Raw genomic sequence first — 14590 nt, 5'->3', positions numbered from 1 at the left:
TCATACGATAAAGGTACAAAGAATATTTAAGAATGACAAATTGTAGAAGGGGTTTTGCAGAGGTCTCGAATTAGAGTTTTGAAGAATTATGAAAGACGTTTTTCAATTTGATAAAGCCATAAACTATAATTTTAGATACCGAAATAAGTGCTTTTATAAGCTATAAATAGAGATTTTGAACAGCTAAGAATATTTCAATCTGAAACATAAAATAGTACTTAATTCTTTTCTATTTTGGATAACTATTAAAAGTTAGAAAGTACACAAAATATTCTATTTTGGATAACTATGATATCAGTTTTTTTCTTAACTTTGTCCATACAAAAACCCGCTAGAATTCATAAGTAGCTAATGATATGCTACTTATACATAAATAAGCAAATCTCAGTGGCGAATTAAAGTAGAACAAAATAGAAAACTTTATAAAACAAGTAATGAATATAACAAAACGTAATGGAGTAGTAGAGGTCTATAATAACGAAAAGATTTCAATAGCCATTAAAAAGAGTTTTATCAGCACCGGGAAGGATGTTTCAGACAGTGAGATAGCCGGAATGGTTAGTGAAGTAGAGCAGTTCATCACTGACAATCCAGAATTACGAACGGTTGAGGATATTCAGAACCGTGTAGAGAAGTGTCTTATGGCACATGGTTATTACGATGAAGCGAAAAACTATATTCTCTTCCGTTATCAGCGTAATGAACAACGGCAGGCTATCAACTACATTGCGTGGACTGCTGACGATCGTGAGTTGGCTGATGTGTTGCAAAGTGTAGCCCGTGAATACCGCGCGCGTTCTTATAGTATGGTGACACTTCAGGAGAAGTTCGCCAGCTTCACGAAGCCTGGTATGTCACAAAAGGACTCTATAGATGCACTTATCAAGGCAGCTGTAGAATTGACAACACCTGAGACTCCAGCATGGGAGATGATTTCTGCACGTATTCTTTCTTATCGTTCTGAGAAGAATATCACTCGTTTAGAGGAAGAAATGGGACTCAAGACTTTCTATCGTAAGGTTAAATATATGACCGAAGAGGGACTTTATGGTGATTATATTCTTCAGAACTATAGCGAAGAAGAAATCAACGAGGCGGCTACCTTCATTGATTCTGAACGCAATAAACTCCTTAATTATTCAGGTCTTGATCTACTTCTAAAGCGTTATGTTATAAAGAATTACTCTGGTAAAGTGATTGAACGTGTACAGGAAATGTTCCTTGGTATTGCGCTTCATCTTGCTATGCCAGAGAAGGAAGACCGTCTTATGTGGGTACGTCGTATCTATGACTTGCTTAGTAAGTTAGAAGTAACGATGGCAACCCCTACCCTCTCTAATTCTCGCAAACCAAGTCATCAGCTTTCAAGTTGCTTCATTGACACTGTACCAGATAGTTTGGATGGTATCTATCGTAGCTTGGATAACTTCTCACAGGTGAGCAAGTTTGGTGGTGGTATGGGTATGTATTTCGGTAAGGTACGTGCTACTGGTGGTAATATCCGTGGTTTTAAGGGCGTTGCAGGTGGCGTCATCCGTTGGATGAGACTTGTTAATGACACTGCTGTAGCTGTTGATCAGTTGGGTATGCGACAAGGTGCTGTAGCCGTTTACTTAGATGTATGGCACAAAGACTTACCTGAATTCCTGCAACTTCGTACCAACAACGGTGATGACCGTATGAAGGCGCACGATATTTTCCCAGCTATTTGCTATCCTGATCTTTTCTGGAAGATGGCTGAGGAAGACATGAATCAGAACTGGTCGCTCTTCTGTCCTAACGAGATTATGCGTATCAAGGGTTATTGCCTTGAGGATTGTTATGGCGAAGAGTGGGAACGTAAGTATCTTGATTGTGTTAATGATCAGCGTCTTTCACGCCGTGTTATCAGCATTAAAGATATCGTTCGTCTTATTCTTCGTTCTGCTGTTGAGACCGGAACACCATTTACATTCAACCGTGACACGGTGAACAGAGCTAATCCAAACGGACATAAGGGTATGATTTACTGCTCTAACCTCTGTACAGAGATTGCTCAGAACATGGCTCCAATAGAGACTGTTTCTAAGGAAGTAGAGACAAAGGATGGTGATACTGTTGTTGTAACAACAACTCGTCCGGGTGAATTTGTAGTATGTAACTTGGCAAGTTTGTCACTTGGTAGACTTCCATTGGAGGATGAAGAGAAGATGAGAGAAAAGGTTGCAACAGTTGTTCGCGCACTTGACAACGTTATCAACCTCAATTTCTATCCTGTTCCTTACGCACAACTTACCAACCAGCGTTATCGTTCAATTGGCTTGGGTATTAGTGGTTATCACCATGCTCTTGCTAAACGTCGCATCAAGTGGGAGAGTGAAGAGCATCTCGAGTTTATGGATAAGGTGTTTGAAACTATCAACCGAGCAGCTATTCTTGCCAGCTCAAACCTTGCTAAGGAGAAGGGAAGCTATCAATTCTTTGAGGGAAGTGACTGGCAGACGGGTGTTTACTTTGATAAGCGTGGTTATGATAGTGCTGAATGGCAGGATGTTCGTAAGACAGTTGCATTACAAGGAATGCGTAATGCTTACCTACTTGCAGTGGCACCAACCAGCAGTACAAGTATTATTGCAGGTACAACAGCCGGCTTAGACCCAATTATGAAGCGTTTCTTCTTGGAAGAGAAGAAAGGAAGTATGCTCCCACGTGTTGCTCCTGAGCTTTCAGATGAGACTTACTGGATGTATAAGAGTGCTTATCTTATCAACCAGAAGTGGAGTGTTCGTGCTTCTGGTGTACGTCAGCGTCATATTGATCAGGCACAGAGTATGAACTTATATATCACCAATGACTTCACAATGCGTCAGATACTCGACCTTTACTTACTTGCTTGGAAAGAGGGTGTTAAGACTATCTATTATGTGCGTAGTAAGTCATTAGAGGTGGAAGAGTGTGAGAGCTGTTCATCATAATAATTCATAATTCATAATTATGATTACTTTCTTTGTTGAATATTAGAATAATAACAGAGTTTAGTAAATTAAGAAATGGGTCAAATAACCCAATGAATATAAAGTTTACATCATTAATCACAATTATGAATTTTGATTTATGATTTATGAATTAATACAGTTAATGGATTTAATAAATAAGAAATAATGGACAATCAATTAAAACGTAATACCTTATTCAATCCTTCAGGCGATATAGAATTGCGCTTGAGACGAATGATTGGTGGCAATACTACTAATTTGAATGACTTCAATAACATGAAGTATTCATGGGTGAGTGACTGGTACAGACAGGCAATGAACAACTTTTGGATCCCAGAAGAAATCAATCTTTCACAGGACTTTAAGGATTATCCACGTCTTGAAAAGGCTGAACGTACAGCCTACGATAAGATTCTGAGCTTCCTTGTTTTCCTTGATTCGCTTCAAAGCAACAACCTCCCAACACTTAGTGAGTATATCACTGCAAACGAGGTAAACCTCTGTCTGCATATTCAGGCATTCCAAGAGTGTATTCATAGTCAGAGTTATAGCTATATGCTCGATACTATTTGTAGTCCTGAAGAGCGTAACGACATTCTCTATCAATGGAAGACCGATGAGCATCTCTTGAACCGTAATAAGTTTATTGGTGACTGTTATAATGAGTTCCATGAGAAACGTGATAAGTTCAGTTTGATGAAGACGCTTATTGCTAACTTCATCCTTGAAGGTATCTACTTCTATAGCGGATTTATGTTCTTCTATAATCTCAGCCGAAATGGTAAGATGTCGGGTTCTGCACAGGAGATCCGTTACATCAATAGAGATGAGAATACACACCTCTGGCTGTTCCGTAGCATTATTCTTGAGCTGAAGAAAGAGGAGCCTGATATGTTTACTTCAGAGAAAGTAAAGGTTTATGAGGATATGATGCGTGAGGGTGTACGTCAGGAGATAGCATGGGGACAATACGTTATCGGCAATGATGTTCAGGGTCTTAACGCTCAGATGGTGTCTGACTATATCCGTTATTTGGGAAATCTTCGCTGGTCTGGACTTGGCTTCGGTTTCCTCTATGATGATAATCAGAAAGAACCAGAGAATATGAAGTGGGTAGGTCAGTATTCAAATGCTAACATGGTAAAGACCGACTTCTTCGAAGCTAAGAGTACAGCTTACGCTAAGAGTACAGCACTGATTGATGACTTATAAGTATTAATTCATAATTATAATTACCTTGGTAATTCATAATTCAAAGTATGAAAAGCCACAAAGAAATGATGTAAATTCCTCCGAAGGAAGTGATATTCTCGTTTTTAATTGCTACCTTTGTCATGTCAGATTTTTGCTTACTTGTTATGTTTGCAGCACCAAGATAGGTGAAATTTCTGACATATCCAAGTGTTTTGAGGATATTGTTTCCCAGGCACTTGGAGTTCTCACAAGAATTTATGCTGCGGAGTTAAGGTATATCATAATTATCCACCACATTTACATGTTGATGCGATAGATAAAAATGGGAAAAAGATTAGCCCCGAAGCAAATAATTATGGTAAAGTAACAAACGAAGAATTTTTCAACACTTTAATGGAGACTATATGAAGCTACGGAATGCAAATATTTTACCCGAAGTAGTCGTTACTGCACCGAGAAAAGAACCATCACAATCAAATCCAGATACGACTTCAAATGAAAAGACTAAATAGATATTTTATTTTAATATTATTACAATATTGTGCTGTCAATGCCTTATGTGATAATCAACATTTACTTTATCAAAAGAGAATAGGCACAAGATTAACCTCTTATATCCACTATCTTGGTAAAGATATGGATTCAATCGCTGTGATTCCCCCTTTCCAAATAACAAAAAGGGAAGAGGAGGGAGACGAAGGAGAGTATTGGAATATGCTCGAATGTAGGCATAAAGGAAAGATAATGCTTGTCTTAGAAGGAAATTGGATTGCAAAAAATAAGATTAGTCGAATTACGATTCTATCTCCCACAATAAGATTAAATAATATTTTTGTCGGGCAGACAATTAAAAACATTCGAGATCAAATAGATGATAAAAGAATAGAGTCTGCTCCCGATGGAATACTGCTTTTGCCTATAAAAGGCTATAAAAACATAGTATTACAAATGGACATTAGCCATATTTCCCCTAATAATCCTCTATGGTTTGGGGTGTATAAAGTAAAGACATTGCCCCCAAATATGCGTATCCAAAGTATAATTATCACCGAAGATTTTATAAATGAGTAGCATATATCCGAATCAAGATTATCTTACAGGAGTTTTCGTCCATAGGCCTAACAAGGACGGTTGGGCAGGGACTTTTAAGAAAGGTGGAAAATTACATGGAGTATCTGAGGGTTGCTTACTTATTGTACCAAAACAGTGGGATAGCTTCAATAAACAATTAGGAGAAACAAAAAGCGGATTATTAAGAGTACGACGACAATGAAAATATCTTTAGTATTAATAATTATCTTTATTAGTGGGGCATGTTGTTGCTCTACTAATAAAAGTTATAAGGGAAGTTGTTTGTTGAAACCTACCCAAAGATTTGTTTATTTGTATAAACTGCCCTCAACAACGAGTACACCTGTTGATTCTATTATTAATGACACAGTTGCTGAAGACTATCCCGTATTGACAATAAATGATATAAAAAACGAGTTTGCCCATGTAGAAATCGTGAATGATGCAAATTCTACATTGAATCAATCCGGATGGATAGAATTGAGACTGTTAGGAATAAATCCAGCTACAACAGACACAATAAGACTTTATAAAAAGCCAGATGAGAAATCAGAGATATCCTGTTATATTAATCATCCTTGTTGGGGAGACCTATATACAATAAAAGATTGTTCTAATAATTGGTTAAAGATAACAACAATAGAAGAGAATACGGTTAAGGAAGGTTGGTTGTCTCCTCCTGATCAATGCGATAATCCATACTCTGCTTGTAATTGAATCCGGAATCAAGAATATATAGGAGTTGATAGAAAAAAACATACACCGAACATGTCGCTTAATTTTAAGAACCAATAAAACCTGTAAATGAATAAAGTTGTAATTCTATTCATATCTGTATTCGCATTATCACCTTTTACGAAATGTTCATCTATATCTGGACAAAATAGAAAGGATATTATAGAAACGAGGATTAGCAATGATACCTTGCAGATTATAACAACCGATCCTTTTTTATACTATCCGTTTGGGATATTCCGTAATGTCAATCAGTATGAGAAAAGGTACCCTTTATTAAAGAGGGTTCCTGTTACCAGCAAAAAGGGAAACAACAATCTGTTTAAGTATAAATATAAAAACAGCACTATTGTTATCTTTATGGATAAAAATGGCAGTAAGAGGATACAGATTGTGAACGCCGTGATAAAAGACAATATTAAAATAGCGCGGGATATCAGCATTGGAATGGATAAACTAACTCTGCTTTCACTATTAGGCTATTCCGATTGTAGGGACAAATTGAAAAATATTAATGTTGTAGAATGTATCTCTGGTTTAGATGGCGTTTGGCTCTATTTTATGTTCAAAGAGAACTTGCTTGAATCTATTTTAATCCGAACAGATTATACATTTGCGTATTAGATGAAGCGGGGGATAAATGAAATCAGAACGATGATAAGTGGGCTGTCCGTGGCATGTCGATGGGTTATGTAACGCGGTGTTTGATGCGAACGGTGTGCATGTTACTCGAAAGAGGGTGCTGGCAAGAATGGAAGGCGGGTGAGCGGGATGGCGAACGGACAGAAAGAAAAGCGGGAAGAAAAACATGGAAACCTCAGAAAAAAGTGCTATCTTTGTTCTCATGGGAGAGCACAAGCAGATAAAACAAGTCGAGAGTAAGATCATTGTCCTTCGCGATACGCAGGTTATCCTCGATAGAGACATCGCCGAACTTTATGGGGTGGAGACGAGAGATATCAACAAAGCCGTCAAGAATAACCCTGATAAATTTCCACAAGGCTATATCATCACCCTCGAAAAAGAAGAGAAAAAGGAACTGGTGGAAAATTTCCACCGGTTCAATCCGCTGAAACATTCAACTGTTCTTCCGAAAGCCTTTACCGAGAAAGGGCTTTATATGCTCGCCACCATCATCAAGTCGACCCTCGCAACTGAAGCCACCATTGCCATCATCGAGACGTTTACAAAGCTCCGTCAGTTGGCAAGAGCCATGCAACAGGCCAACGATGAGATTGCAAAAGGTGGCGAACTGCCGACCGCTCAAGAGCAGAATGCCTTCAAAAACTTGATGGATGAGGTCTTTGCCGACCCCATGCCCATCAGCGTTCAGCGAATGACTTTCGGCGTAAACTTAGGCTTCTTTAAATGGGAGTTGGAAACAACACGAGAGCGAAAGGGGTAATCCCAAGGCCACGCCGTCGCCTTTTCCCTTCCCATTGAGCGGTGGATGCCCCTCAGTATCAGCCCTCATGACGTGTGGCATCCAACGCATCGGGTGCATCCGCCACGCGCATACCGGCAGCAGGCTGCGGAGATGACGAGCAGAAAGGGAGATCCTTCCCCTCGCCCACCCGTATCATGGCAAACAAAGGGCGCGGCATTTGCTGCAGACACTGCGCATAACGCTGTTGGAAAGGCAGCTGACGGATGTACTTTCTATGCTTGGCTTTAAAGAGATAGGCGCGCGGATTGTGGGGCTCTTCAAGATGCAACCGCAGGCAAAGGTCGTGGATGAGCGGCCCCACACGATAGAGATGCCCTGCCGAAGTGTAGAGCGGAAAAGAGGTACACACGAGGGCTGCCGCCTCGAAAAGGTCGGTGTGGCTGCCACACCAATACAGATTGTCGGCCGGAGTGAGTGCCAAAAGGGCCGAGATTTCATTTTTTAATGCACAGAGGATAGGATCCATGATGGTTAATGTTAACAGTGAAACTTTCACCTTATTATATATAGCACGCCAGAAAGAAGACGCACCTCGCAAAAAGCCCCTATAAGACAACGCGCCCAAGACAACAAGAAGCACGCCAAAGCACACAGACCTTATGGATGGAGTTGCGCCTACAAAGTTAATAGTTTTCGTGGAAATATTTTTTCCATATGCACCATTTTCCGTTAATAGTCCTTAAAACCGAGCAAAACTTAACAATTGTATCACCAAATATCTTCCAAAAAGCTTGACAGCATAGGGCAAAAATTTGTACCTTTGCATCAGTTCAGTAAGACCAATCTTCTGAACCTTAATAAACAGAACTGAAATGAACACAAATCAAAAAAATGGTATTCGCCCCATTTCTCAAAAGCCGAGATGAACCATTCGGGCGTGGCTTTAAAGTTGGGTATCGACAACACCCCCACAGAAGCCGAAGAAGAAAATTTGCAAGCGCTTTGCAAGATGGTATTAGAACCTCTGCGCTTGAGATTTGGGCGAATTATTATTGCCAGCGGTTATCGCTCACCCGCTTTAAATAAAGTGATTAGAGGAAAGCAAAACTCACAACACCTATTGGGCGAAGCAGCCGACATCCATGTGGCGAGCGAGGCTGAAGGACGTCGCTATTTCGACTACATTCGCCACCACCTGCCCTTCGATCAACTGCTCTTTGAGCATGCCATGCGCAATGGGTGTTGCTGGTTGCACGTGAGCTATCGACGCGCACCACAACGCAATCGCCACGAAGCCTTCCACCTTACCGCTAAGAAGTAAGCACAACAGCCTATTCTTATAAGAATGACCATAATAATTTAATTAACAATTTAACAAAAAGAAAGGAACAGAATTATGTCTGTATTGTACAAAATCTACGAGAACAAAAACAAGAAAAGTGCTGGTTACAAGAAGTTTTATGCGCGTGCCGTGCACCAAGGCGTTGTCGACTTAGAGACCATCGCCACCCAGATTGAGCGCAACTGTTCGCTCAAGCGCAGCGACGTGACCGCCGTTTTAATTGAGTTGGTAGAGGTGATGACCACCCATCTGCAAGACTCCAAGCGCGTAAAGATTGATGGTTTGGGCACGTTTAAAGTGGGGTTGCGCTGCAAACCAGCGGCCACAGCAGGAGAATTTAATCCTGTGAAGAACGTGAAGAGCTTGCATGTAAACTTCCTTCCTGCGTCGAATTTGGACCGCGATGCCCACAAACACGTGAAGGAGTTGCTCCGCGGTGTGGCTCTGCAAGAGCATGGCACCTATGTCATCAACAAGAAACCAGCGGGCACTCCAGCCGTAGGCGGATAAGCCTTCCCCTTGCTTCGGCTCCTCGGGGCACCGCCTTTGGGGAGCGAAGCCCTTCTTAAAATCATGTTTCACCTTAATAATCAAATCAAAATGAGCAAGTTTAGAACTGACGATTGGAAAGTTGTTATCAAGATCATCATCACTTTGGCCACCGCTATCTTAGGCGCATTAGGAGCCAAAGAGCTGGGCGAGTGAATCCCTTTCGCAAGCCGATAACAACGCCTCCCCTGCTTTTAAGGTTTAAAAGTGGGGGAGGTTTTTAAAATAAAAGTGTGACCATAAGCTCCTACTACGGGCTATAGTCGCCTTCATACCACCTTCTCCCTTATGCACTTATACGTTTTGACGAGAAGATTCGACTGAAATGGCGTTTTATCACGCATCTACCTTTGCGGCAGCCTGTCGCAACTGATCAAAAAACAAGCGCGTGGCAGCATGATTTGATTGTGCTGCTTCTTCAGCAGCTTCGCGCATAATCTGCGACAAGAAAGCCTCTGTGGGTTCCTCCATGCTTGTCAGCCTATAGGTATCTATCGTTTGTTTCATCTATAAAAAGTTTAATCATAACGATGAATAGCTATGTAAAGATAATCTTTTTCCGTGTAATCAACAAACACTGCATAAGATATTGGCGAAGATTAAACTGGCATAGCCGCAGCAGAAGCATGCGATTTATATTTCCATGGGACACTCATCCTGGCGTGAGAGCAGCGCAAGAACAACGGACAGCAAAGGAGGTTTTTTTGCGCTTTTTCGCGCTTTACTTTTGCATTATGCACGAAAAGCCTTACCTTTGCGAACATATTATATTAAGGTGAAGGCGCGAAGGTGCCGCAAGCCCCATCAAACAATCGGAAGAATGGATTATAACTTCAGTGAAATAGAGAAAAAATGGCAGAAAGTCTGGCGCGAACAACAGACCTATAAGGTGGTTGAAGACGCTTCGAAGACCAAGTTTTATGTGCTCAACATGTTCCCCTATCCCTCGGGAGCCGGCTTGCATGTGGGCCATCCTTTAGGCTATATTGCCAGCGATATCTATGCCCGTTACAAGCGACAGCAAGGCTTTAACGTGCTCAACCCCATGGGTTATGATGCCTATGGATTGCCTGCCGAGCAATATGCCATACAGACTGGGCAACATCCTGCACTCACTACCGAGACCAACATCGCGCACTACCGCGAGCAGTTGGACAAGATTGGGTTCTCATTTGACTGGAGTCGTGAGGTGAGAACCTGCGATCCGGCCTATTATCACTGGACACAATGGGCGTTCGAGAAGATGTTTTCGAGCTATTTCGACAACGACCAGCAAAAGGCATTGCCCATCGATTTGCTCGTGAAGCATTTTGAAGCCCAGGGCACTGCGGGGCTACATGTGGCGCAAAGCGAGGAACTTTCGTTCACGGCTGCCGAGTGGAAAGCCTATGATGAAGCGCAACAGCAGCGCACGTTGATGAACTATCGCATCGCCTACTTGGGCGAAACGATGGTCAACTGGTGCCCCGAGTTGGGCACAGTGCTTGCCAACGACGAGGTGGTTAACGGCGTTAGCGAGCGTGGGGGCTACCCCGTGATTCAGAAAAAGATGCAGCAATGGTGTCTACGCACGTCGGCCTACGCCCAGCGTTTGTTGGAGGGTTTAGACAAAGTGAACTGGACCGATGCCATCAAAGAGACGCAACGCAACTGGATTGGCCACTCTGAAGGCACCGAGATTGCGTTTAAAGTGGCCGGCGAGGCACGCGAAATCACTATTTTCACCACCCGCGTCGACACCATCTTTGGCGTCACCTTCATGGTATTGGCACCCGAAAGCGAACTCGTTGGCACGCTCACCAAACCCGAGAAACAGGCCGAAGTGGCCACCTATTTGGACTATGTGAAGAAGCGCACCGAGCTCGATCGCATGAGTGATCGCAAGGTGACGGGCGTGTTTACAGGCAGCTATGCTGTCAATCCCTTCACGGGTGAGGAGATACCCATTTGGATTTCGGAGTATGTTTTGGCAGGCTATGGCACCGGAGCAGTGATGGCTGTGCCCGCACATGACAGTCGCGACTATGCCTTTGCCAAGCATTTCAACCTGCCCATCGTGCCACTTATCGAGGGCGCCGATGTGGAAAACGAGAGCTTCGACGCAAAAGAAGGTATCGTGATGAACTCGCCTCGCGACGGAAAAGCCGTGTTTGAGGACTTCACCCTGAATGGAAAAACGGTGAAAGAGGCCATTGCCTATACCAAAGAATATGTCACCCGCCATGGTCTTGGCCGCGTAAAAGTGAACTATCGCCTACGCGATGCCATCTTCTCACGGCAGCGTTATTGGGGCGAACCCTTCCCCGTTTATTATAAGAATGGACTTCCCTACATGATTCCCGAGGCTTGTCTGCCCCTCGAACTGCCCGAAATCGACAAATATCAGCCCACAGAAAGTGGCGAACCGCCTTTGGGACGCGCGAAGAAATGGGCGTGGGACGAGGCCAATCAACGCGTGGTGGAGAACGAGCGGATTGACCAACAGACGGTGTTTCCCTTGGAATTGAACACCATGCCGGGCTTTGCAGGCAGCTCAGCCTATTACCTTCGCTACATGGATCCGCATAACACGCAGGCACTTGTGGGCGAGGAAGCCGACCATTATTGGCAGAATGTCGACCTTTATGTGGGCGGAACGGAGCACGCTACAGGCCATTTAATTTACAGTCGCTTTTGGAATAAGTTCCTTTTCGACTATGGTGTGAGCTGCAAAGAAGAACCCTTTGAGAAGTTGGTCAATCAGGGAATGATACAAGGCCGGTCGAACTTTGTCTATCGTGTCAACGACACGGCGAAAGACAAAGCACCCGTTTTCGTGTCAAAGGGACTGAAAGACCAATACGACACCACGCCCATTCACGTGTGGGTGGGCTTGGTGAAGAACGATATCCTCGACGTTGACGCCTTCAAAGCATGGCGACCCGAATACGAACAGGCCGAGTTTGTGCTTGAAGAAGGACAATATCACTGCGGATGGGCGGTTGAAAAGATGTCGAAGAGCATGCACAACGTGGTCAACCCCGACGACATCATTGCCGAATATGGCGCCGACACGCTGCGCCTTTACGAGATGTTTCTCGGTCCGGTAGAGGCCAGTAAGCCCTGGGATACCAATGGTATCGACGGCTGTTTCCGCTTCCTCAAGAAGCTATGGGCGCTCTTCTATGGCCGAAACAGCGATGCTTTGCTCGTCGATGACAGCCAGCCCACGAAGGAAAATCTCAAGACTTTGCACAAACTCATCAAGAAGGTGAGCGAGGATATGGAGCGCTTCAGCTACAATACCTCTATCTCGGCCTTCATGATTGCCGTCAATGAGCTGGGACAACAGCAATGCCACAGCCGCCAAGTGCTGCAAGATGTGGTGGTGTTGCTGGCACCATTCGCTCCCCACATCGCCGAGGAACTGTGGCATGCCTTAGGCCATTCGACCACCGTTTGCGATGCTTCGTGGCCCAAAGCCAACGAAAGTTATTTGGTAGAGAGCGAAATACAGCTCACCATTAGCTTCAATGGTAAGGCACGTTTCCAAAAGGTTTTCCCCGCCGATGCCGACAATGCCACCATCGAAGCCGAGGCAAAGGCCGACGAACGCAGCCAAAAGTATTTAGAAGGCAAGACCATCGTGAAAGTGATTATCGTGCCCAAGAAAATCGTAAACATCGTTATTCAATAAACAAACGACAAGTGCAACGCCCCGCAACAGGTGGCCTGCACTTGCCTTTTTCATTCAACCTATCGTAAATCTATGATTGCCAACTTAAAAAAAGTGCAGATATGGAACGAGATCAAAGACTATAGCTTCATCTCGTTAGGCATTCTTATCTATGTCGTAGCCTTCGTGTTGTTCCTGATGCCCTACAAGATTGTGGCGGGAGGAGCCACGGGAATGTCAGCGATTATCTATTATGCCACGGGCTTCCACATGCAATATACCTATATCATCATCAATGGTGTCTTGCTCATCATGGCACTGTTCATCTTGGGATTTAAGTTCATGGTGAAGACCATCTACGCCATTTTGCTGCTCGCCGTGTTGCTAACGCTCGTGCAAGCCATCGTCCCCAAACAGACCAATGGTCTTCCTATCATGCTTTTAGGCGAAGGACAAGACTTCATGTCAATGGTCATTGGCTGCGTGTTAACAGGCGTAGCGCTCTCCACAGTGTTCCTGCATAACGGCTCAACCGGCGGATCTGACATCATCGCCGCCTCCGTAAACAAGTATCACGACATCTCATTGGGACGCATTTTGATTGCCATTGACTTCTGCATCATCGGCAGTTGCATGTTCTTTCCGGCCTTCGGTACCTATTTAGAGCGCGCCCACAAAGTGATGTTCGGCCTCTGTGTGATGACCCTTGAGAACTTCTCTTTGGACTATATCATGAATGCCCGGCGCGAGAGTGTGCAGTTTCTCATCTTCTCAAGCAAGTATCAAGAGTTGGCCGAAGCCATCGGAACAGAGACCGGGCACGGCGTAACCATCTTCGATGGGCACGGCTGGTACACGGGAAAAGATGTGAAAGTGCTCTGCATCTTGGCCAAGAAATTTGAAAGCACCACCATCTTTCGCATCATCAAATTCACCGACCCACACGCCTTTGTCAGCCAAAGCAGCGTCATCGGTGTCTATGGTGAGGGCTTCGATGAGATGAAAGTGAAAATCAATAAAAAGCTCCATCAGCAACGATTGCAGCAACAACAAAAGGAAAAAGCATGAAAATTGTCTTCGCAACCAACAACGCCCACAAGCTGAGCGAGATTAAAAGCATCCTCGGCAGCAGCATCGAAATCGTGTCACTCAGCGACATCGGCTGCACAGTCGACATTCCAGAGACGGGCAAAACACTCGAAGAGAACGCCCACATCAAGGCGGCCTATGTGTTCGAGCACTATGGATTGAGCTGCTTTGCCGACGACACGGGCTTGGAAGTGGAGGCACTCCATGGCGCACCCGGCGTTTACAGCGCACGCTATGCAGGCGGAGCAGGCCACGACAGCGAGGCCAACATGCGCAAACTGCTTGGCGAATTGGCCGGCGAGCCCCACCGCAACGCCCGATTTCGCACCGTCATCTCGTTGTTGCAAGTCGACGAGAACCACCCCAAAAAGCCCATCGAACACCAGTTCGAAGGCATCGTCACAGGCCACATCGCCACCGAGAAACATGGGCAAGAGGGCTTCGGTTACGACCCCATCTTCATCCCCGACGGCTATGATCAGAGCTTTGCCGAGTTGGGAGAAACCATTAAGAACAAAATCAGTCATCGTGCACGCGCCGTCGAACAGCTGGCTCTTTTCTTGAAAACAGGCCGATAAAGTCACGAAAACCAT

The 14590-nt window shown here is 44.1% G+C and carries 13 protein-coding genes and 1 pseudogene; 12 read left to right on the top strand and 2 right to left on the bottom strand.

Going from position 1 to position 14590, the window contains the following annotated elements:
* Nucleotides 1–434 precede the first annotated feature (434 nt).
* The 6 genes from X919_RS0114460 to X919_RS0114430 all read left to right on the top strand — a co-directional run bounded on the left by X919_RS0114460 (nucleotide 435) and on the right by X919_RS0114430 (nucleotide 7380).
* Nucleotides 435–2954, top strand: a complete 2520-nt coding sequence (locus tag X919_RS0114460; protein WP_028900721.1) for a ribonucleoside-diphosphate reductase subunit alpha — start codon at nucleotides 435–437, stop codon at nucleotides 2952–2954.
* A 186-nt stretch (nucleotides 2955–3140) separates the two neighbouring features.
* Nucleotides 3141–4187, top strand: a complete 1047-nt coding sequence (locus X919_RS0114455; protein ID WP_025071272.1) for a ribonucleotide-diphosphate reductase subunit beta — start codon at nucleotides 3141–3143, stop codon at nucleotides 4185–4187.
* Nucleotides 4188–4664: 477 nt separating this feature from the next.
* Nucleotides 4665–5240: a hypothetical protein gene (locus X919_RS15600; protein WP_028900720.1), complete on the top strand. Its 576-nt coding sequence runs from the start codon at nucleotides 4665–4667 to the stop codon at nucleotides 5238–5240.
* A 198-nt stretch (nucleotides 5241–5438) separates the two neighbouring features.
* Nucleotides 5439–5957, top strand: coding sequence for a hypothetical protein (locus tag X919_RS0114440; protein ID WP_028900718.1), 519 nt, complete (start codon nucleotides 5439–5441; stop codon nucleotides 5955–5957).
* 87 nt (nucleotides 5958–6044) lie between these two features.
* Nucleotides 6045–6599 (top strand): hypothetical protein, encoded by a 555-nt coding sequence (locus tag X919_RS15745; RefSeq protein WP_051502564.1) that lies wholly within the window; start codon nucleotides 6045–6047, stop codon nucleotides 6597–6599.
* Between the two features lie 184 nt (nucleotides 6600–6783).
* Complete coding sequence (locus X919_RS0114430) at nucleotides 6784–7380, top strand: ORF6N domain-containing protein (RefSeq protein ID WP_081759485.1); 597 nt, start codon at nucleotides 6784–6786, stop codon at nucleotides 7378–7380.
* Between the two features lie 58 nt (nucleotides 7381–7438).
* On the opposite strand, the gene X919_RS15740 is transcribed toward X919_RS0114430, so the two are convergent.
* A complete protein-coding gene (locus tag X919_RS15740; RefSeq protein ID WP_216592166.1) occupies nucleotides 7439–7888 on the bottom strand; it encodes a hypothetical protein in 450 nt (149 codons plus the stop codon).
* A 387-nt stretch (nucleotides 7889–8275) separates the two neighbouring features.
* Here X919_RS15740 and X919_RS15585 point away from each other — a divergent pair.
* From X919_RS15585 to X919_RS16780, 3 genes and pseudogenes are all read left to right on the top strand, one after another.
* Nucleotides 8276–8683: pseudogene (locus X919_RS15585) on the top strand (D-Ala-D-Ala carboxypeptidase family metallohydrolase); the annotation flags it as partial.
* 75 nt (nucleotides 8684–8758) lie between these two features.
* Complete coding sequence (locus X919_RS0114415; RefSeq protein WP_028900716.1) at nucleotides 8759–9214, top strand: HU family DNA-binding protein; 456 nt, start codon at nucleotides 8759–8761, stop codon at nucleotides 9212–9214.
* A gap of 90 nt (nucleotides 9215–9304) precedes the next feature.
* The gene (locus X919_RS16780; protein WP_004381104.1) at nucleotides 9305–9409 is read left to right on the top strand and encodes a smalltalk protein; all 105 of its coding nucleotides are present in this window, start codon (nucleotides 9305–9307) and stop codon (nucleotides 9407–9409) included.
* Between the two features lie 180 nt (nucleotides 9410–9589).
* On the opposite strand, the gene X919_RS16960 is transcribed toward X919_RS16780, so the two are convergent.
* The gene (locus tag X919_RS16960; RefSeq protein ID WP_004381103.1) at nucleotides 9590–9760 is read right to left on the bottom strand and encodes a hypothetical protein; all 171 of its coding nucleotides are present in this window, start codon (nucleotides 9758–9760) and stop codon (nucleotides 9590–9592) included.
* A gap of 313 nt (nucleotides 9761–10073) precedes the next feature.
* Here X919_RS16960 and leuS point away from each other — a divergent pair, with 313 nt between their 5' ends.
* From leuS to X919_RS0114390, 3 genes are all read left to right on the top strand, one after another.
* On the top strand, nucleotides 10074–12929 hold the full coding sequence (leuS, locus tag X919_RS0114400) for a leucine--tRNA ligase (protein ID WP_028900715.1): 2856 nt from the start codon (nucleotides 10074–10076) through the stop codon (nucleotides 12927–12929).
* Nucleotides 12930–13001: 72 nt separating this feature from the next.
* Nucleotides 13002–13976: a YitT family protein gene (locus X919_RS15580; RefSeq protein WP_036918128.1), complete on the top strand. Its 975-nt coding sequence runs from the start codon at nucleotides 13002–13004 to the stop codon at nucleotides 13974–13976.
* Entirely contained in the window at nucleotides 13973–14575 is a 603-nt protein-coding gene (locus X919_RS0114390) for a non-canonical purine NTP diphosphatase (protein WP_028900714.1), read from the top strand. Before X919_RS15580 ends, X919_RS0114390 begins: the two co-directional genes overlap by 4 nt.
* The last annotated feature ends 15 nt before the right edge of the window (nucleotides 14576–14590 follow it).

The organism is Prevotella sp. HJM029 (assembly GCF_000599605.1).
Lineage (GTDB): Bacteria > Bacteroidota > Bacteroidia > Bacteroidales > Bacteroidaceae > Prevotella.
Note: the sequence above shows the minus strand (reverse complement) of the source record. Positions and strands in the feature narration are given on the sequence as shown.